This is a genomic window from Candidatus Symbiopectobacterium sp. NZEC127, from assembly GCF_025962675.1.
Taxonomy (GTDB): Bacteria; Pseudomonadota; Gammaproteobacteria; order Enterobacterales; family Enterobacteriaceae; genus Symbiopectobacterium.
The window spans coordinates 1,966,585-1,985,962 of record NZ_JAGFPG010000001.1; the positions used below are offsets into that span (position 1 = coordinate 1,966,585).

15 protein-coding genes are annotated in these 19,378 nt (G+C 52.4%); 8 read left to right on the plus strand and 7 right to left on the minus strand.

The annotated features are described in order from the left end of the window. Positions 1 to 22: 22 nt before the first annotated feature. The 5 genes from J5069_RS09145 to J5069_RS09165 form a co-directional block, all read right to left on the minus strand. Positions 23 to 1,156, minus strand: a complete 1,134-nt coding sequence (locus J5069_RS09145) for a 2-hydroxyacyl-CoA dehydratase subunit D (protein ID WP_264643507.1) — start codon at positions 1,154 to 1,156, stop codon at positions 23 to 25. Then, entirely contained in the window at positions 1,156 to 2,397 is a 1,242-nt protein-coding gene (locus J5069_RS09150) for a 2-hydroxyacyl-CoA dehydratase subunit D (protein WP_264643508.1), read from the minus strand. The genes J5069_RS09145 and J5069_RS09150 overlap by 1 nt, the downstream gene beginning before the upstream one ends. Beyond that, on the minus strand, positions 2,394 to 3,218 hold the full coding sequence (locus tag J5069_RS09155) for an acyl-CoA dehydratase activase (RefSeq protein WP_264643509.1): 825 nt from the start codon (positions 3,216 to 3,218) through the stop codon (positions 2,394 to 2,396). Before J5069_RS09155 ends, J5069_RS09150 begins: the two co-directional genes overlap by 4 nt. A gap of 51 nt (positions 3,219 to 3,269) precedes the next feature. Then, entirely contained in the window at positions 3,270 to 4,505 is a 1,236-nt protein-coding gene (locus tag J5069_RS09160) for a CaiB/BaiF CoA transferase family protein (RefSeq protein ID WP_264627900.1), read from the minus strand. Between the two features lie 74 nt (positions 4,506 to 4,579). Beyond that, positions 4,580 to 6,187 carry an AMP-binding protein gene (locus J5069_RS09165; protein WP_264643510.1) on the minus strand — a complete coding sequence of 536 codons (1,608 nt, stop codon included), beginning with the start codon at positions 6,185 to 6,187 and terminating at the stop codon, positions 4,580 to 4,582. A 440-nt stretch (positions 6,188 to 6,627) separates the two neighbouring features. Here J5069_RS09165 and J5069_RS09170 point away from each other — a divergent pair, with 440 nt between their 5' ends. After that, positions 6,628 to 7,620: a helix-turn-helix domain-containing protein gene (locus tag J5069_RS09170; protein ID WP_264643511.1), complete on the plus strand. Its 993-nt coding sequence runs from the start codon at positions 6,628 to 6,630 to the stop codon at positions 7,618 to 7,620. Between the two features lie 31 nt (positions 7,621 to 7,651). On the opposite strand, the gene J5069_RS09175 is transcribed toward J5069_RS09170, so the two are convergent. Further along, positions 7,652 to 8,431 (minus strand): TonB family protein, encoded by a 780-nt coding sequence (locus tag J5069_RS09175; protein WP_264643512.1) that lies wholly within the window; start codon positions 8,429 to 8,431, stop codon positions 7,652 to 7,654. Positions 8,432 to 8,761: 330 nt separating this feature from the next. Between J5069_RS09175 and J5069_RS09180 the strand changes: the two genes are divergently transcribed. The 7 genes from J5069_RS09180 to J5069_RS09210 all read left to right on the plus strand — a co-directional run bounded on the left by J5069_RS09180 (position 8,762) and on the right by J5069_RS09210 (position 18,422). Then, complete coding sequence (locus J5069_RS09180) at positions 8,762 to 9,307, plus strand: RNA polymerase sigma factor (RefSeq protein WP_264627668.1); 546 nt, start codon at positions 8,762 to 8,764, stop codon at positions 9,305 to 9,307. After that, positions 9,304 to 10,290, plus strand: coding sequence for a FecR family protein (locus tag J5069_RS09185; protein ID WP_264643513.1), 987 nt, complete (start codon positions 9,304 to 9,306; stop codon positions 10,288 to 10,290). The genes J5069_RS09180 and J5069_RS09185 overlap by 4 nt, the downstream gene beginning before the upstream one ends. Before the next feature lie 96 nt (positions 10,291 to 10,386). Continuing rightward, positions 10,387 to 13,113: a TonB-dependent receptor gene (locus tag J5069_RS09190; protein ID WP_264643514.1), complete on the plus strand. Its 2,727-nt coding sequence runs from the start codon at positions 10,387 to 10,389 to the stop codon at positions 13,111 to 13,113. A 24-nt stretch (positions 13,114 to 13,137) separates the two neighbouring features. Next, positions 13,138 to 14,850, plus strand: a complete 1,713-nt coding sequence (locus tag J5069_RS09195) for an ABC transporter ATP-binding protein/permease (RefSeq protein ID WP_264643515.1) — start codon at positions 13,138 to 13,140, stop codon at positions 14,848 to 14,850. Continuing rightward, on the plus strand, positions 14,840 to 17,638 hold the full coding sequence (locus J5069_RS09200; protein WP_413542208.1) for a M16 family metallopeptidase: 2,799 nt from the start codon (positions 14,840 to 14,842) through the stop codon (positions 17,636 to 17,638). Before J5069_RS09195 ends, J5069_RS09200 begins: the two co-directional genes overlap by 11 nt. A gap of 182 nt (positions 17,639 to 17,820) precedes the next feature. Beyond that, entirely contained in the window at positions 17,821 to 18,048 is a 228-nt protein-coding gene (locus J5069_RS09205) for a type II toxin-antitoxin system Phd/YefM family antitoxin (protein WP_264643516.1), read from the plus strand. A gap of 23 nt (positions 18,049 to 18,071) precedes the next feature. Then, complete coding sequence (locus J5069_RS09210; RefSeq protein WP_264643517.1) at positions 18,072 to 18,422, plus strand: type II toxin-antitoxin system RelE/ParE family toxin; 351 nt, start codon at positions 18,072 to 18,074, stop codon at positions 18,420 to 18,422. A gap of 19 nt (positions 18,423 to 18,441) precedes the next feature. Here J5069_RS09210 and J5069_RS09215 read toward each other — a convergent pair whose 3' ends face one another. Next, complete coding sequence (locus tag J5069_RS09215) at positions 18,442 to 19,155, minus strand: helix-turn-helix transcriptional regulator (protein ID WP_264643518.1); 714 nt, start codon at positions 19,153 to 19,155, stop codon at positions 18,442 to 18,444. Positions 19,156 to 19,378: the final 223 nt, after the last annotated feature.

Sequence of the window (19,378 nt, forward strand, 5' to 3'; positions counted from 1 at the left end):
TTACCAATCGTCGCATATTCATTTATGCTGAAAGCACATCGGCAAAAGTCTGTAATGCCGTACGCGCCTGCTCGTAACTTTTTGTTTGTTGATCGATTTCAATAATAATGGAGGGAATACCTTCCTTATCGAGCTGCTTTTTGATAATGGGTGCATCAAACTCTTCCGGATCGCAAAACTTGGTTAACAGATACACCACGCCCTGCGCATTATTTTTCCGCACCATATCAACCAACACACTGCCGCGTTTCTTCTCGGGATCGTGTAGCAATGAGCACCCTTCGAGCTGGGCAATCTGCAAGGCCAGGCGACGGTAGGGATCGCTGTCAGGAGGAACGTCTTGCCGGAATTGGCGGGATTCGTGAGCCACTTCATCAGCCACGATCGCCATATGGTTGTCAGCAAAAATTTGCAGAATGGCAGGGCTGTCCGCGATGATGCCGGTCACCACAATGTTATGACCCTCCCACTGCTCGGTTGGCAATTGTGTGCACAGTGCGCTGATCTCACGCACACGCTGGGTATGTTCCACCACGTCCATGAAATAGCCGCTTTTTATCACGGTATTACGCATCAGCGGGCTAATGGTACGCGGGTAGCGAGCGGCAACCTGTGAGAATTCACGCAGCGCGGCACGATGCTGATTAAACAGTTCAATGGCGCGATCGAGCGCTTGCGGCGTGACAGGCTGCCCGGATATCTGCCCTAATTGCTGGGCGATACGCTGATACTGTTCAGTCAAAAACGCAATACCAGCCGGCATAGCGCGATTCTGTGGATGCACCAGTTGGATAAAGGGCACCTGCGGCACCCCCACCTTCCAGTTTTGCCCCAGGCATTTAAGGGTGTCACACAGCACCGGAATCATCACCGCCGACAGTTTATTCAGTGCATGATCCAGACCCAGTTCCAGCGTGGACAGCGCCAGCGCGCAGTAAAACGGCGGGAAGTATTTCTTGGCCTCCGAGATCTCCTTCCCTTCTGCCCCCCACAGGCCGAACGGTACCATGCCTGCCGCATAAACGATTTCATTCGGGGTATATTCCGGAAAACAGCCGACAACTTGCTTACCGCTTTTCAGCAGCGCATTAAGTTGCTTGCCGGGGTTATTAACGATCTCCTGCAACTGTTCAATTTTTTGATTTACGCGTTCCATCACAAGCCCCCTTTGTGCGCAGCCGCTTTATTGGCAGCCATAATTTCCGTTAGTGCCTCAATGCGAGTCACGTATTGCGCTTCAGAGAAACCGCGCGGATCGGCCTGATCGCCATCAAACGTGACAGTAGGGATGTTCAGTTCGTGACGAATGCGGCGCTCAATCTCTGGCATGATGCCGCTCCACAGCTTGCAACTGCGGTTGACGTGAATGACCGCGCCATCAATGTGGTTCTGGCGGCCCACATCAATACGCATATCTGCCGCACGTTCCAGCGATACGCAGTTAGGCACGTAGGAGTAAGCGCGCATCATTTCGTCGCTGTTTTGGTAAATCACGCCAAACGCCGTGGCATATACCGTGGCGGTAACGTTTATTCCCTGCTCTTTCAACGGCGTGGACGTGGCGCGCAAATAGGGCCAGCAGGCGATGCCTTCAAACAACACGCGATATTTCTCTTCACCACGGTAGGTGGACTGCTGCTCTTGAATATTGTGTTCCATCTCTTCACACAACTGCTCAAAGGCTTCTGCCGCTTCCAGTCGCCCGCGCGCGCAGACGGCCACCGCCATGTGATTAAACAGATCGAAACCGTTCATGGGTGAAGGTTGATACTGACAATATTCCGCCGCTTTCAGCCAGGCGCGGCCAGTGCGTTGCGAAATTTCACACACTTCCTTGAACCGCTCCTCTGAGTACGAGCGCCCGGTGATTTCGGCCAGGCGCGTAAAAGCGTCGTCAAACTGCGCCTTGATATAGCGCACCGTGGCGTCATCGGTGTCGTAGTCATTTTTGAACGGGATATCGATCAGGATCAGCGGGATATGCAATTCATAGGCAATATTTTCATACCACTTGATCATGCAATTGCAGATGTTGTTACAACACAGTAGAAAATCCGGCTGCGGCATATCCATCTCTTCGCAGTGCTTGATATCCGCGTAGGAGAGGCTGATGCGGGCATAGGCACAAATATCGTTGGAATATCCCAGACTCTCGGCATGTTCACACATGCGCAGGCCACCACCTTTCGCCGCGATTGCGGCCGCCTGATTTTCTGGGTACACCACCGGGATATCCAATGTTTCCGCGATCTCCTGCGGAAAGTTGGAGGCGCACCAGCCGATTTTTTCACCGCGATTTTTCGCATCCCAGGCCCGTTGATAAGCTTGAGCCGCGATGTTCTGCAATTTTTTCTTTGCCGGAACCGGTTCCGACGTTTGAGGGGTTACATTGCTCATAGATGTGTTCCTGAAAGAGGTGCGTCGCTCGCGAGTAACGCGCTGCACGCTTCAAACGCATAAATAGCCGCTCCTATCGCCCCGTTATATTGTGATAATGGCGATGTCTTGATGGGAGCACCCAATTCCTGACTGACATAGCGAACCACTTCAAAATTCTTCGCTACGCCGCCGGTCATGATGACCGGTTGTTCAATACCGACGCGTTTTGCCAGCCCGGCAATACGGCTGGCAACGGATTTGTGAATACCATTGATGATGTCGGGAATGGTTTCGTTATTGGCGAGATGTGAGATCACTTCGGATTCGGAAAATACCGTACAGGTTGAACTGATGGTGACGCGCTTTTGTGACTGCGCACCGAGCGCTGCAAGCTCATCGATGCGTGTCTCCAGCACCCGCGACATGACATCGAGAAAACGCCCGGTGCCCGCGGCACACTTATCGTTCATGACAAAATTAAGCAGGCGCCCCTGCCCATCCATATGCAGGGCTTTGACATCTTGCCCACCGATATCAATGACCGTTTTAACGCCGGGAAACAGATAGTTGGCACCTTTGGCATGGCAACTGAGCTCGCTAACCTCTTTGTTGGCTTCCTTGAGGGAATGACGGCCATAGCCGGTGGCACACACCCAACGGATAGCACTGCGGGCACCGCCATACAGGCGCAACACTTCCGCTATCGATTTTTCCGGTCCTGACGTACCCGCCCCAACCGCAAACAAGGATTGTGCGACGATCTCTGTTCCGTTACGCATGATGATGCATTTCGAGGCGGACGAACCGATATCCACCCCCATGGTAAGTATCTCTTGCATACAGCCTCTCTTCGGTACTGACCTGTTCCGATGACACAACCGCCGCGTTAGCTATTCCCGCCAAATGCCGACATCTTTGCTGGCTTCCAGCTTGGCAACCTCATCCGCGCTGTAACCGAGTTCCTGTAGAATGGATGGCGTGTCTTCACCCAGCAAAGGGCCTCGCTGATAGTCCGGCAGGCCGCTTTCCAGCAAGCTGATGGGGGGGCGTACCAGCGCCTTTTCGCTACCGTTGGCGTACTGCATGCGATAGAAGGTATCGATGGCCCAGGCCTGCTTATCTTCCAATACCTCTTCCCACAGTTGCGCCACACTGAAGGGAATGTCGTTAACCAGAAAAATTTCCCGCCACTCATTGACGGTCTTCTGCGCCATCTGCTGCCAAATGATGTCGTAGAGTTCGGGCGAACGTTTGTGTTTGGCGACCTCTTGCAGGTGGGTGTAGCGCGGGTCTTGTGCCAGATCCTCACGGCCTATACAGGTGATAAATTTGCTGTAATAGGCGTCATACACCGGCATGCAAATCTGGATAAAGCGATCATCTTTGGTCTTGTAGGCCAAAATAAACGGGCTGGTAGTCGTGCGGCGATCGATAGGATAAGGCTGACCATACTCTTTATATTGCGCGGCCTGGATCATGATCGCCTGCGTGTAGATCGAGGTATGCAGCAAGTTGGTGGATACGTACTCCCCTTCACCGGTATTTTTGGCATGGATATAGGCGGCTAACACCCCAGACACCAGCGCCATAGCGCACTGGTGATCGCCTAAGCCGGGGATCACGTTCATCGGCACCGTGCCTTTCTGATACAGCGATCCCAAAATACCGCCACGCGCATAAAACGCGGTGTAATCAAAGCCGGGCAAATCCTGATCTGGGCCGGTGTCGCCATAGCCAGTGACGCAGGCATAAACCAGATGGGGGAATTTTTGTTTCAGGGTTTCATAATCCAAACCAGCACGATCGCGCGCTTTTGGCCGCCAGTTAGTCAGGAAAATGTCTGCTTTTTCCAGCAGTTGAAATAATATTTTTTGCCCGGTGGCCGTTTTGGTGTTCAGCGCAATGCCGCGTTTATTGGCATTCTCCAGGTCAAAGGTAGTGTTTTCATGCTGATCTAAGGGACGGCCTTCCGTTGGCGCGGTGTAACGTAAATTATCCCCGTCCAGAGATTCTATTTTAATTACGTTTGCCCCCATGTCTGCCAGAATACGTCCGGCAGCAGGAACGGCGATAAATGTCGCCAACTCTACTACGGTAACGCCCGCCAATGCTTTTTGCTTCGCCATACTTTTCTCCTTAATCGATTATTTTGGCTCACGGCATAATGTGGGAAATCGCGTTATTTCCCACGGCGAATTGATTACTCTTCGCTGACCTCTGCGGCATGGGTTAATAATTTCAACTGCTGGACATCAATTTTCCCGCAGGGGGTATAAGGAAACTGTTCTAAAAAATGAAATTGCGCGGGGATCTTGTAACGCGCCAACTGTGGCATTAAAAAGTCACGCAGTATTGATTCCGTGATGTGATAGCCAGGTTTAATGCAGAGAGCGGCAATAATTTCCTCTCCCAGCGCCTCCGATGCAATGCCAAATACCTTAACAATCTCAACGCCTGGATATTCTAAAATCGCTTCTTCTATTTCTCGTGGACTGATATTTTCACCGCCGCGCACGATGATCTCTTTTAGGCGATAGGAGTAATGTAAATACCCCTCGGCATCCATAAAGCCAACGTCACCGGTATGTAACCACCCTTCACTATCAAGCACGGCTCGTGTTTGTTCCGGGGCATCGTCATACCCCTGCATCACATGAAACCCTCGTGAACAGATTTCACCCGAAACCCCGCTGGGGCAAAGCGCACCGGATTTGGTGTGAATAATCTTTATTTCAACAAAAGGCAGCGGTTTGCCAACAGAAAAGCATTTAACGACTAGCGGATCGTTAAACAGCGTTTGGGTACAACAGGGTGACGTTTCTGTCTGACCATAAGAGACGGCAAGATGCCGCATGCCAAGATGCTGCGTAATATCCGATATCAGGCGCGGTGAGCAGTAGGCACCCGCCACAATGCCTTTATCGAGGCTGGAAATATCATACTGAGTGAACGCATCGTGCTGCATAAGGCGGCTGAAAATGGTCGGAACGCCATGCAAAATCGTACAACGATAGTGCTCAACGGCCTTCAGCACCGCCTCGGCGCTGTAGTTATTCAGCAACACAATTTTGCATCCCTGATGCAGGGCAAACAACAGCCCGGAAGAGAGCCCGAAACAATGAAACAGCGGCACAGCCAGACACAGTGTATCCGCGTGTGTCACCCCCAAACGCTGGGAAGAGAACAGCGCATTATTAATAACGCTATGATGACTGAGCATCACCCGCTTGGGTGCCGCAGTACTGCCGGAAGTGAGCTGTAATGTCAGCAGATCGCTGCTTTGCACTTGCGTCTGCGCCTGCTGATAATCCCTCGATGACAATGCCGTACCGAGCGCTTTTATTTCGTTGAGCGACAATGCACCAGGAAGCGTCTTATTTTCCAGGGCGATGGTTAAGCGCAAATGCGATAGTGATGTCTCTTGCACCAACTCAGCAACCACGGCAGCGAAGTCGTTATCCCGAAAACCATCTGAAAAACACAACGCATCAATCTGGGTTAAGCGGATTAAATTGAGAATTTCCCTTTTCTGAAACTGAAAATTAAGACCAATGACCACCACACCGATGTTAGCGGCAGCTAAAAAACAGATGATCCATTCAACGCTGTTTGCAGACCAAAGTCCCAGACGGTCACCTTTTTTTAACCCGGAAACCAATAATCCGCGAGCAACCTGATGAACCTCATCATTTAATTGCTGCCAGGTAAGCGATGCTCCGCTCTGAGAGGTAATCAATGCCACACCGGATGGATTGCGCATCGCTGCTTTATTTAAGCATTCGCCAACGGTGGTCGTTAATAGATGCATAAAAACCCTATTCAGTACTGTTCTAATTGCGCGGTGAGGTTATTTACCAACCCGTTTTAATGCGTTCATTGTGAAAGTGTGCACGGGTAGATTCTTGGTAAATTGCGAACTTTTTTTCGTCATTTTCACCAAAGGATGAAAATTGTGATTTACCTCTACCTGTGATTTTCACTGAAGAGAAAAATGAATAAAATAGGCGATGTGTGGTTTTCGAGTGAGTGAAATGAAGCAGCTCAGTGAGCGTAATGTGAAAGGTTTGTAATAAATAACATGGCGGGAATTTTATTAATTTCCAACAAAGGTTAGACATAAAAGGAAATAAATAACCACACGTTTGACTTTATGAGACGACGATTCATTTTTAAGGTATGTGTGCTTGATTTTTGTTCTGAATGACGATAGACCACATAAAGAATATGTCTTTTATGAAGGCAAACGTGATGAGAAACATTTTTACAACGCAGGATATTCCTGACCTTGAGCGTTTCGGTGCGTTCAGAGATATTGTGAAGGGCCGTTTTCTCTCCTCGTACGAGTGCGGAATGAGTGCCCCTCCTTCCCAATCGCGCTTTTACGCCAATATAACTGAACGACGGGTGCTCGATCTTCAGTTTCTGCAACTGGAATCAAATGGCCACCGCGCTACCAGTACGCCGCGTTCACAGGGGATGAGCCAGGAGGGCGATTTTTACATTGAACTACAGCGCTTCGGCACCAGCCAACTGTCGCAGGATGGCCGCACCGCCTTTTTACGTCAGGGGGATTTTTGCTTTTTTGATATGTCGAGGCCGGTAACCTGGTCTTTTGATGATGACTATTCGTTATTCAAGATTCTGATCCCGAGAGAAAAATTTTCCAGTCGACTGGGCAATACGCAGAATCTCACCGCCAAAGCGATACGCGGTAACAGCGTCACTGGCGCGCTGGTGTACAGTTTTATTCTGAAATACGTGCCTTTTCTGGATGCGATCCCGCCGCTGCATGCGCAACATCTGGCGGATATTTTGCTGAATTTGATCGCCACCTCGCTGAGTGAACTGAGCATGACAGCGCCGACCCAGAGCCTGGGGCACTCAACGCTGTTTTATATCGCGCAGCAGTATCTGGAAAAGCATCTTTCCAACCCGCAACTGAGCGTCAATGAATGTGCCAGTGCCTGCGGCATTTCGGTACGTTCGTTGCAAAAACTGTTTCAGGAACAGGGCACATCAGTAAACCGTTGGGTACAGCAACAGCGATTGGAGCGCTACAAAGCGGCGTTAATGAACCCACTAATGGCAGATAAAAATATCACTCAAATCGCTTACGACTGCGGGTTTAACGATATCTCAAACCTTAGCCGTCGCTTTAAGGCTGAGTTTATGGTTACGCCGTCGGAGTACCGTAAGATGCACGCGGTGCGTCGGCCGCACCGCGCAGCGGCCATGGCCTAGGTTTTGCCATAACGCCACCGGTTCTGACTGCTCACAAATAAAACGAAATGGGTGCTACCACCTGCACCTGACCCTCACTGTTCAGCGCATGCGGCGGCGGTGCCGGCAGCGGCGCAGCGCGTTTAACGATGTCCAGCGCTTCGCTATCCAGAATGCGGTTGCCGGACGTCGTGACAATCGCGGCGTCAATCACCTCACCTTGCGCATTCAACACCATGCTGACATGGCTAATTCCCGTCGCCCGATAGCGCAATGCGGCGCGAGGATAACGTTTGAATTTCGCTAAATGCGTATGCAACAAGCTCTCCCAGCCCACCTGCCCGCTGATCGCTTGCTGAGCCGCGCTGGTGAAATTGGCAGCGCTGCGCGTTGCCTCTCCGGCGCTGTATGCCGAGGTTGCAGGTGCACTTTCCGCGACCTGAGGCGCCGGTTCACTACGCACCTCCGGCTGTATCTCTTTTTTCTGCGGGCGCGGCTTTTCGCGCACTTTAACGCGTTTTTCCAGCGTCCCTTGCGCCACTACCGGTAAGGTATCCAGCACGGGCTCGTCGGGTTGTTCCTGCTGCTGGCGCGGTTCGGGCGTTGAAAAGACCTGCTTGGGTCCTTCAACCACCTGAGGCGGCGCTTTTTCCAATTGGTAGGCACCCAACTGTACGCTGACCACCGGTGGCAGCGCGCCTTTCTGATTTTGCATCACGCGCGTTGACCAGACGACCGCGATCGCCACCACGCTCAAATGAAACAGAATACTGGCGGCAGAACCACCAAGATAAAAACGTCGGGGAAGGGGGAAAACACCTATGCTGCTCATTGCCTCTGCTCGCCATGCCACATTATCCGGTACAGCAACAGGGAAACATGTTGCTACAGCGTAAGGGCTTAATACTTTCTTTACAGAAGATTATAGACACAACGCGAATGCAAATGATATTTATTATTTATTACGTACAACACCCAAAAAAAATAAGAAACGATCGCCATTCGTGCCAAAAACGGCACGCTAGCAATGTAGTAGAGCTGATTTTTCACGCATTTTTAATATTTTACCCTAAATAATTCGGGTTGCAGTAAGGCGGCAAGTTAGTGATTCGGGTAAGCCAACTCACCTGCAACTTGAAGTATGACGGGTAACACCAGGCACATGACTATAAACAAACCATTGCGGCATTTTATCGGCAATGCCTATCAATCAACCTATCATCAATTGGAACGTTTTTTCCAGAAGCGTTTGGGAAACCGCCATGATGCCAGCGATCTGTCGCAGGATGTGTTCGCTAAGTGGCTCAACCGACGGGAGGATACGCCGGTTCAGGAATCCCGCGCGTTTCTGTTTAAAATCGCCAACAATGTACTGATTGATTACTGGCATCGCCATCAGAAACAAGAACAGTTGCAATCGCCCATGGAGGAAGAGGCGCACCTGAACCACGCGGGTTCTGTCTCTGACGATCCCGCCGAGGTGCTAAATCACCAGCAGCGCTTACAGCGTTTGTATGATGCCATCGAGACGCTGCCACCGCGCCAGCGGGAAGCGTTTGTGCTTTGCCGGTTTGATGGCCTGTCACAAAGTGAAATTGCTGAAAAAATGGATATTTCTGTCAGTATGGTAGAAAAACATATCGCCAAGGCCATGTTGCATTGCAAGCGCTATGTGGAAAATGCGGTACACAGTGAGGAAGAACAATGAGCACAGGGCCTGACGTGCAAACAGACCCGCTATCGGTGGCGGATATCGATGAGCAAGCGGCGCTGTGGTTTGCCCGTAGCCAAAATCGCCACCTGCCACGCACGCAGCGGCAGGCGCTGGAAGCCTGGCTGGCGAACTCGGCGCAACACCGGCACGCTTTCGAGAGTATGTTTACGCTCTGGCGCGATGCCGCCGAACTCCCGCGCCCGGCGTTGGCTTCCCGCCCCGCCCCCCGGCGGTTTTCCTGGGGATATCGCCCGTTCAAGCACCTGGCAGCGGGTCTGTTGATGCTGTTCGCACTGGTGTTGCCTTACAGCCAGTGGCCTGCCCTGCTGCAAGATAATATGACATTGGCGACGTCCGACCAGCCGAAAACCTTTCAGCTCTCTGACGGCAGTCGCATCATGCTTAACCGAGATTCACACCTGCGCATCGCCTATCAGCACGATCAGCGCCGGCTGTGGCTTGAGGCGGGCGAAGCCTACTTTAGCGTTAGCCCCGATCCGCAGCGCCCTTTTTACGTTGAGATTGACGGGCGCCAGGTGAAAGTGGTCGGTACCGCTTTTGATATCCTCAAAGCGGGAGAACGGGTATCCGTTGCCGTCTCTCAAGGTGTGGTGGCGGTTACCACTGCGCTCAATGCCCCTCAGACCTTACTGCACGCGGGTGAGAGTGCAACCAGTTACTCACGTGGCGATCGTCTCAGGGTAAATCCGGTTGAACTCGCCGCAGTGGGAGAATGGCGCTTCGGCCAGCTCAGTTTTGATAATCAACCGTTGCGCGAGGTGCTTGCCACGCTGAAGCCCTATTATGCGGTGAATGTCACGTTGTCGGACGCCGCGTTGGGCAACCTCCCCCTTTCCGGGCAAGTCAATCTGGACGATCCAACCGCCTTTTTTAATGCGTTACCCCTGCTGTTGCCCGTTAATGTGGTTTGGCAGGATCAGAACAATCTATTGATAAACAAAGAAAAGAAAAAATAATGCAAAAATTTGTGTTTTTCTAGGTGAGGATAATTCTCATTCTTAAGTCTTCCTTCATGACTCTTTTATTTTGGCATGATGCTGAGACCGAAAAACATGATAACAAGAAACCGTTTCCCCTCTTTCAGGCCGCAGAAACTGACCATCGCCGTCTGCGCCGGCCTGCTTTGGTGTGGACAGACTTTCGCTAAAGACGTACAGGTAGCCCTGCCAGAACAATCGCTGGCAACATCGATCAACGCCATTGCCCGCCAGGGCCAAATCCAAGTGCTGTATGACGCAACCGCAGTAAAACAGCTGCGTGCGCCCGCACTCAACGGCACTTTCACGCCGGAGACTGCGCTGCAAAAAATTCTGCTCGGCACCGGGCTGGAAATGGTGCCACAGGGTTCGGGCTTTGTGGTTCGCCCACAAAAAACCGCGCGTGATGCGCTGGTGATCCCGGAAACCAGCGTGCAAGGGGTGGTAGGCCGCCATCCAGCCACCGATGTGATGTCCGCGCCGCAATACCTGACTTCCGAAGAGATTGCCCAACGCAACACCGGTGATGGCAACGTGACGGACCTGCTGAAAACCAACCCGGCAGTGCAATTTGCCAACGGCGACAGCAGCTCACTCAATCAGGGCGAAATCAAGCCGTCGCGCATTTCCATTAACGGTGCCTCCAGTTTCCAGAACGCCTACAAGCTCGACGGCGTGAACTTCAACAACGATTTCGATCCGGCTAAAAACGACAATGGCGAAACGGAAACCCGCATCGACACCGGCGATCAGGGGATCTACATCGACAGCCGGTTGATCGATAGCGTTGCCGTGTATGATAACAACATCCCGGTGGAGTACGGCGGATTTACCGGCGGCACCGTTGATGTGACCAGCCGTCGCTGGCGCGGAGAAAACAGCGCCCACGCTTACTATCGCACCACGCAATCCAGTTGGACCAAGCTGTTTAATGACGACGCCCAGGCGATAGACAGCAGCAAGAATGACACCAGCAACCCGGCGCGTTTCCAGAACCGCTACAACAAGGAAGATTTCGGCGGCTGGTTTGAAACTGGCGTAACCGACAATTCCGGGCTGCTGTTCTCCGTCTCACGGCGCAGTTCCACTATCCCCATGTACACCACCGGCGGCGAAGGCGTGATCCTCAATGACGCCGGTGAGTTTGAGATGATTGAAAGCGCGGCGGGTCGTCGCAATCAAAAACGGGTTTCGGACAACTTTTTCCTCAAGTATTCGATGAACCTGAGCAGCGCCACCACGGTGGATATTTCCGGTAACTACGCCGACTACCAGAGCCGTCTATTCTCCAGTTCAGTGCTCAACTCCGGCTACGACAACGCCCACACCGGGCTCGGTTTTACCAGCACGCTAAAGCACCGTATGGCGTTGGGTGAACTGGAATTTACCGGCAGCTACCAGAAACTGAAGGATGAGCGCACGGCCGATCAGGGCAATTACGTTGAGGTCCAAGACTATCCCTTTTCTGTGCGTAGCGGTGGACCGGGTAATCTGATTTCCGAGCAGGAAAACCTGTCGGCTAAAAGCGTGATGCGCTTTAACGAAACGGAGTGGCTCGGCATAGCACACCAGCCAAGCGTAGGCTTTGAAGTCAACAATACCGAAGGACGCTATATTCGTCGCGATGATTATTATCGCTACCGACTAACGTTATCCCAATGGGGTGATTCGTTATTGGTCAACCGTTTCCTTGCGGGCACCTATAGCGCCAATTATACCAGCTACGCGCTGTTTGCCGATGATACCCTGCGCTACGGGAAATTAACCGTGCGCCCCGGTGTGCGCCTCGATCGCGATGATTTCGTTGAGCAAACCAACATTGCACCGCGTCTGAGCGCCACTTACGATCTGTTTGGCGACAACGATACCTTGCTGATCGGCGGCCTGAACCGCTATTACGGGCGTTCGATGCTGACGTACGCCTTGTACGGTGCGCAAAATGCAGGGTTGCAGAACTGTCATTATTGTTCTCTCGACCCTAACGATCCCGGCAACGAGTGGGAACAGCAAAAAGACTTCGAGGGCATGGAGTCGCTCTCTACACCGTATAATGATGAACTCTCTCTCGCGGTTCAGCAACGGGTGCTGTCCACCACCTGGCGCTTGCAGTATGTCCATCGTGAAGGTCATGATGAGGTGCGCAGCCGCACCAAGTATCCCGGCACCAGGGGCGATCAGGGTAAAATTCGTACCTTCGATAACGGCGGTCGCAGCTCGCACGATGCGGTGACCTTATCCGTGCGTAACAGCCAGCCCTGGGAATGGGCCGATGCCACTCACGTGCTGAATGGCTCTGTCTCCTGGCAGCAAAGCAAAAACAACACGCCGAGCGATCAGGGTTATTCTTTCTTCGATCCCAGCACGCGTCTGAACTCCGATAAAGTCTGGTACAACGGCAAAGTCATCGATGCCAAAGATTTGCCGTCCACCAACTATAACTCGCCGCTCAAGTTCAATCTGGAGTTGACCAGCGAATGGCAGGAGTACGGGTTAACCCTGTACAACCGTCTGCAATGGTGGGGTTCGCGTCAGCAAGCGGTGCGCTACGGCAACGAATACTACAACGATGCCGAATACGGACAACTGCGCAAATACAGCAAAGAACATTTTGCCAGCCGCTATACCTGGGATGGTCGCGTCACCTGGAAACCCGATTTTGCCTACGGTGCCAGCGTCTCCGTCGAGGTTAATAACATTCTCAACAACAAAAATGTCGCAGACACCCTTGTCTACAGCGATCAGGTGTTACGCGTTTACGATCCGGGTCGTCAGTTCTGGTTACAGATGAATTATGACTTTTAATCTCAGCTAAACAGAACGCCGATCATGACAACAATCAGACAGTTCATTTATTTAGTCAAACCTTTCTGGGGGAGCCGCGGCTCCCTGTTTTGCTGGTTTCTATTGCTGCTTTCGCTGGGCTTAACGCTCTCCTCCGTGTGGTTCAACATTCAAATGAACCAGTGGAACGGCAGCTTTTATAATGCCTTGCAGCAGTTGGATGGACAGCACATTTATGTTCTGCTGCGCCGCTTCGTGGTTCTGGTCACCGGGTTGATTTTGGTTATCGTGCTTGGCGCGTATTTTCAACAGAAATTACTGATCCGCTGGCGCGAACGGATGACTGCCGATATTACCCGACGCTGGCTGTCTGACCACAGCCGCCACTATCAGCTCAAGCTGGCTGCAACAGAGCCGGATAACCCCGATCAGCGTATTGCGGAAGATATTCGCCTGCTGGTGGAATCGACGCTAAAGCTGCTGGTGTCTTTCCTGCATGCCACACTGACACTGATTTCGTTCACCGCCATTCTGTGGCAACTGTCCGGCAGCCTCTCTTTCTCGTTGGGCACTAGCAGTTGGCACATTCCCGGGTATATGTTCTGGGCGTGTATCCTCTATACCCTGTTGGGTATGGCAGTAACGCAGTGGATAGGTTCACCGCTGCGTCATCTCAACATGGAGCGGCAGCGCCACGAAGCCAACTACCGCGCTGCGCTGCTGATCCGCCGCCAGCACAGCGATGCGATTGCCGGGCAACGGGGAGAAGGCGGCGAGCGCCACACGTTGATGCAGCATTTCATCCATGTGATGGGCAACTGGAACCAGCTGATTCGCTACGAACGTAACCTGTCGTTTTTTACCGTCGGCTATCAGCAGGTCACCGCCCTGGCCCCCATCTTGTTCGCGCTGCCGAAATTTCTGGCCGGTGAAATTATGCTTGGCGGGTTGATGCAATTGCGTCAGGCGTTCGCCAGCGTCGCCACATCGCTGAGTTGGTTCGTGTTTGCCTATAAAGAGATTGCCGCCTGGCAGGCCACGGTGGCGCGGCTTTACCACTTCGTCGTATTGTTGGACGGCGAGGAGACGCCATCAGCACAGGCTACGGAGGGCGCGGCACGCTTGCGTGCGCAACTGACGGTGATGACACCGAACAAAGCACCGTTACTGACCGGCGTTACGCTTAAGGTGCAAGCCGGTGAGTTACTGCTGCTTACCGGGCCATCGGGTCTGGGAAAATCCACGCTATTACGCACCCTCAGTGGCCATTGGCCCTACTATACCGGCAGCGTACAACACGATACTCACACCCGTTGGATCCCTCAGGGCAGCTATCTGCCTCCCGGTCGTTTGGATACGCTGCTCGCCTATCCCCGTTCGAACCAGGTATTCAGCGTTGAGCAATACCGCAATGCACTCAGCCTTGTCGGGTTGATGCCGTTGTCCGACCGATTGGAACAGGATATCGACTGGGCACAACAACTGTCTGGCGGTGAGCAGCAGCGCGTACTGTTTGCCCGGCTGCTGTTAAACCAGCCGAAATTACTGTTGCTGGACGAAACCACCTCGGCACTGGATGAAACCAGCGCACGCACGCTGCTGCGCCAGCTTAAACAGCACCTGCCGGACAGCGCCATCGTACTGGTGAGTCACCAAACTTTTTTACGGGAAGAAGCCGAGCGCGTTATCGATTTAACCGGATACGCCCCCGTTGCAGAGCAACTCCCGTTAGCAGAAGGAACGCTTCATGCGTCATAACCCATTCACTTATCGCGTTGCCATCGGCATCATGAGTCTGACGTTGCTGAGCTGCGCCAGTACCGATCGCCACTCGGCTGCCAGCGCTGTGCCGACGCGCACGGACATGCAACATTTCACACTGGACAACGGGCTTGATGTCTATCTGCTGCCACGCGCACAGAAAGGCATCGAGATGCGCCTGCTGGTGAAAAGCGGCTCGCTACAAGAAAACGAACAGCAGCGCGGGTTGGCGCACTTCACTGAACACATGGCGTTCAAAGGCACCACCCATTTTCCCGGCACCAGCGGGTTTAAACAGCTTGAGCAACAAGGCATCAAGCTGGGCAATCACGTCAACGCCGTGACCAGCTTCAATTCCACCACCTACAAGCTCTCGCTGCCACAGGCTACCCCTGAACAGACCGCAACCGGCCTGCAACTCCTGTCCGACTGGGCACAGGGCATCACATTCGAGCAGGACGCGTTTGAAAAAGAGCGCGGAGTGATCGTCGAAGAGTGGCGAGTACGTCAGGGCGTAGGTTTTCGCATTAATCAGGCACTGGAACAGTTGCGTTATCACGGTAGCCGCTATGCTGAACGCGACCCTATCGGCCTGCTGGATATCGTTCGTCAGGCACCGGTAGACGAGGCAAAAGCGTATTATCACACCTGGTATCAGCCTGAACGTATGGCGCTGGTGATTGTCGGTGAACTGGATCAATCCGCGATAAAAAGCGCGATTTCGCGTTATTTTTCCGCTAAACCCGTTCAACCCGCCACGCCGGATAATCCAGAATGGCAGCGCTTTGCGCCACAATCCGCCCTGTTGGTCTCCCCTATTTTTGATCGTGAATATGGCGATCGGGTGATCCAGTTTTCCTTGCAGCGCGATGCCGTCGCACCGCTGAATACCGCCGCCGGGCAGCGTGACGATCTGTTGGATAATCTCTGGATACCTATCCTTAACCAACGCCTTGGCGTATTGGTAGACAACGGCGAACTCCCTTCCGCCTCGGTCAACGAGCAAGGGGCATTGCTCGATGAAAAACGGCGCCAGCAACTGATGATTGTGCGTCCTTCAGGGCAAGATTATCAGGGCGCGTTGCGCTTACTCTGGACGGAAGTGCAGCGCATGGCGACATCCCCCGTCAGCGATGACGAACTGAACGGTGTGCGTCAACGCCTGCTCGCCAAGCTCAGCCAGCAGGCCGCCACCCAGCAGCGTTATCAGAATGACTATTTGGCCGATCAGATAACCACGGCGTTAGCCTTCCAGATGCCATTGTTTGACAAAAAGCAGCAGCTTTTTATGACCCATGCGCTGATCAAAGACGTTAAGCCCGCCGATCTGCAACGCCATATCGCGGCGTTTCTCGATAGCGCATCGCCCCGTTTGGCCCTTATCGGCCCGGATAGTGACAGCGCTACATTTCAGCCCCAGGCGTTCACCACGCTCTGGCAGCAAATTCGCCGCTCTCAGCCGGGTCCGTTTGCATTGCAAGCCCGTGCGGTTACGTTAAATCTGCCCGCCCCCACCGCCGGAACTGTCAGTGAACGTCAGCCACTGCCGCTGGACAATACCGAACAGTGGACACTGAGCAACCGCATTACGGTTATCGTGAAAAGTGATAAGGCGCTGCAAGACGACGTGCAAGTGTCGTTGCGCATTCCCGGCGGCCGTTCTCTGGAAACCGAGGCAACCCCCGGATTGGTGGAATGGGCGCTGAAACTGCCGGAAAGCAGCGGATACGGGAGCTACAGCAGTCGAGAACTGGCGCTGTTCAGCAAGCAACACAGCCTCACGCTCCAGCCCTACAGCGAGATGTTGTATCACGGCTTTCGCGGCAGTGCGCCGGCCGATGAACTGGAAACCGTGCTAAAACTGCTTTACCTGAAAATCACCCAGCCCCAGTTTAACGGGCAAAAACTGGAACAGTACAAGGCCAGCTTTGCCTCCTCGCTGAAACAGATGCCGGTAGAACGTCAGTTTCTGGATAACATTAATCGGGAAAGCTACCTGCATGGCGATCGCCTGACCATCAGCCCCGAGGGTAACTGGCGGCAGTTTACCGCCTATCAGCTTCAGCAAAGCCATCAGCAGTTGTTGGGGGCTACGCAAGATATGACGCTGGTGATTGCGGGTGCGGTAGATGTGCCAAAAGTGAAAGCAGCGGTGGAACGCTGGATTGCGGCGCTACCGGCTACGGATCAACGTCTGCATTGGCGCGATGTGGGCATCCGTCCCAAAATGAGTACGCTGACCAAGACCTATCCGCTCGCCAGTTCGGATAAAAGCATGATCAGTATCCAGTTCGCCGCTCCCGCCCAGTGGTCAGCGCAAGAGGCTGTGGCGCTGCAACTGCTGGATACTATCGTGAGTCAGCGTTTGCGGTTTGCGCTGCGTGAACAGGCAAGCGGTATTTATGCGCTGGGATTTTCTTCCATGCTCGCCAAGCTGCCTGTGCCCTACTACACCGGTCGATTGAATTTTACCACCGCACCGCAACGCGCAGAGGAAATGAAACGGCTGACCCAGACGGTGATCGCGTCATTACGCCAACACGGTGTGACGGAGAAGGAGCTTAACGAAGCCAAAAACATCTGGCGTACCGAAAAGCAACCCGCCTGGCAGAGCGCAAGCTTCTGGGCTGATACGCTGGCACAAACGGCAGCCGATGATAAAAACTTTGCTCGTCTGGATCAGGAACTCGCCCTCTGGAACCGCCTTACCGTGGCTGATATCAATCGGGTGGCGGCACGCTATCTGGGACAGAATGAAAAAGTCTTCATGCTGACCCCGCCGTGAGACAGCAAGGCCATGACGATTTATCTCAAATAGCGACGGTGAGGGGTTTTCAAGATTGACGAAAATCCAAATATGGTCCACATTCAGACCATGTTTGGGTTTATCCGTCACTAGGCATCGCGTGATACAGGATCGCCCTGTGATACGTTCCGCGATATTACAAGTAAACCACAGGAGTCGCCATGAGAGTCGAAACCATCAGCTATATTAAAAAGCACGCGGCTGCACTTGAACTTTCTGAGCCGATTTTGGTTACCCAAAATGGCATGCCTGCTTATGTCATTGAGTCTTTTGAAGAAAGAAAGCAACGCGATGACGCGATCGCACTGTTAAAACTGCTGACGATTTCCGAAAAAGATCTCGCCGAAGAGCGGGTATTTGCACGCGACGAATTATTGGACGGCATTTAACGTTGCAATGACAGGGAGTCAGTATGACCACACTGCACGAGACAGGGATCGATGTCACCTATACGGAAACGGCAAAGTTCTGTGTAAACAAAATAGCGTTCTTCCTGCGCAGTAACAACATCGATCCCCGCCCTGTGTTACGGCTTGCGATCCAAGAGTTTGAAAATAGAGTCACGGCTTTCCCTTCAAGCTGCCCTATCTCACCGCAGCTATCTAAATTGGGCTGCATGAAATACCGTGAATGTAATACAGAAAGCGGTTATCGGTTCTTTTATTCCATCAACAGCGAACAAAACAGGATTGTCGTGCATGTCATTCAGGCACAGCGCGAAGATATCCAACAGCTTCTTTTCGATCGCATCATCGCACGCTAAGGCCGGTGTCCGGATCGCGCTACCAAAAGAAATCCACTTTCTGTTTTAACAGGCTTCTTGGCATATAGTCATTCAACCCAACCATCATGCAATATTCGATCAAGCCACTGAGCGAGGTGGTTTGCGCTTTAATGTATATGCCGTTTAAGCGATTTTGCACCGTGCGATAGGAAAGGCACAGCCTGCTGGCAATCTCTTTTGCCGAGAGCCGTCGGATAGCGAAGGATATTATCTCTAACTCTCGCTGAGTAAAAATATCAACGGGTGGGGTGAGTGTTATTACGGAAGGTTTACTATTATTGAAAAACTCATATACCGAATAGAAGTTGAATGCTTTGGCATAAAACATTGTCCCTAACACCGTGCCATCGCTATGGTATATCGGGAATTTTGCACAGTGCCACGGCGCAAGTATCGCATCACGACCAAAATACGCCGTTTCGATAACATCGGCCCCCTCTTTACTCTGTTCGGCTTTTCTATCGTGCGCTTGTAATTCGGGAGCCAATTCACTCCAGGAGACCGGAATCTCTGAATCCAGCCGACCTTCAACATCAAACCCTTTAGGGATGTTGCAAAAATTCATTGCAGCTTGATTCATATAAACAAATTTTGATTCGTTGCTTTTTATTCCCCAAGGGATCGACGCATGTTCCATAACAGAAACAAGGGGAATATTGTCGAGGGCACTATGCACGATGGTTTTCTTCTCTTTATTTTTGCCATCATTCATACTGTCCTCTGTTGCAGAGTCAATCAACACGCCATCTCACATTATAAAAATTATGATTATTATTCAGAGTGATAAAAGAGTCCCTGGTGTCAGCCTATCGCCTTTGACCAGGGTATTATACGCCTCATAGGATAGAGTACAATATACTCTAGTTGAACGAGAGGTATCAAACAGGTGCAATTAGCTTACCCGTGACTGAGGTTATTTTGCTGTTGACCGGGAA

Coding starts and splice junctions, on each gene's coding strand:
- J5069_RS09215 (WP_264643518.1), bottom strand. CDS start 19,155: ATGAATGATGGCAAAAATAAAGAGAAGAAAACCATCGTGCATAGTGCC.
- J5069_RS09195 (WP_264643515.1), top strand. CDS start 13,138: ATGACAACAATCAGACAGTTCATTTATTTAGTCAAACCTTTCTGGGGG.
- J5069_RS09190 (WP_264643514.1), top strand. CDS start 10,387: ATGATAACAAGAAACCGTTTCCCCTCTTTCAGGCCGCAGAAACTGACC.
- J5069_RS09180 (WP_264627668.1), top strand. CDS start 8,762: ATGACTATAAACAAACCATTGCGGCATTTTATCGGCAATGCCTATCAA.
- J5069_RS09145 (WP_264643507.1), bottom strand. CDS start 1,156: ATGGAACGCGTAAATCAAAAAATTGAACAGTTGCAGGAGATCGTTAAT.
- J5069_RS09185 (WP_264643513.1), top strand. CDS start 9,304: ATGAGCACAGGGCCTGACGTGCAAACAGACCCGCTATCGGTGGCGGAT.
- J5069_RS09160 (WP_264627900.1), bottom strand. CDS start 4,505: ATGGCGAAGCAAAAAGCATTGGCGGGCGTTACCGTAGTAGAGTTGGCG.
- J5069_RS09205 (WP_264643516.1), top strand. CDS start 17,821: ATGAGAGTCGAAACCATCAGCTATATTAAAAAGCACGCGGCTGCACTT.
- J5069_RS09200 (WP_413542208.1), top strand. CDS start 14,840: ATGCGTCATAACCCATTCACTTATCGCGTTGCCATCGGCATCATGAGT.
- J5069_RS09210 (WP_264643517.1), top strand. CDS start 18,072: ATGACCACACTGCACGAGACAGGGATCGATGTCACCTATACGGAAACG.
- J5069_RS09170 (WP_264643511.1), top strand. CDS start 6,628: ATGAGAAACATTTTTACAACGCAGGATATTCCTGACCTTGAGCGTTTC.
- J5069_RS09155 (WP_264643509.1), bottom strand. CDS start 3,218: ATGCAAGAGATACTTACCATGGGGGTGGATATCGGTTCGTCCGCCTCG.
- J5069_RS09175 (WP_264643512.1), bottom strand. CDS start 8,431: ATGAGCAGCATAGGTGTTTTCCCCCTTCCCCGACGTTTTTATCTTGGT.
- J5069_RS09165 (WP_264643510.1), bottom strand. CDS start 6,187: ATGCATCTATTAACGACCACCGTTGGCGAATGCTTAAATAAAGCAGCG.
- J5069_RS09150 (WP_264643508.1), bottom strand. CDS start 2,397: ATGAGCAATGTAACCCCTCAAACGTCGGAACCGGTTCCGGCAAAGAAA.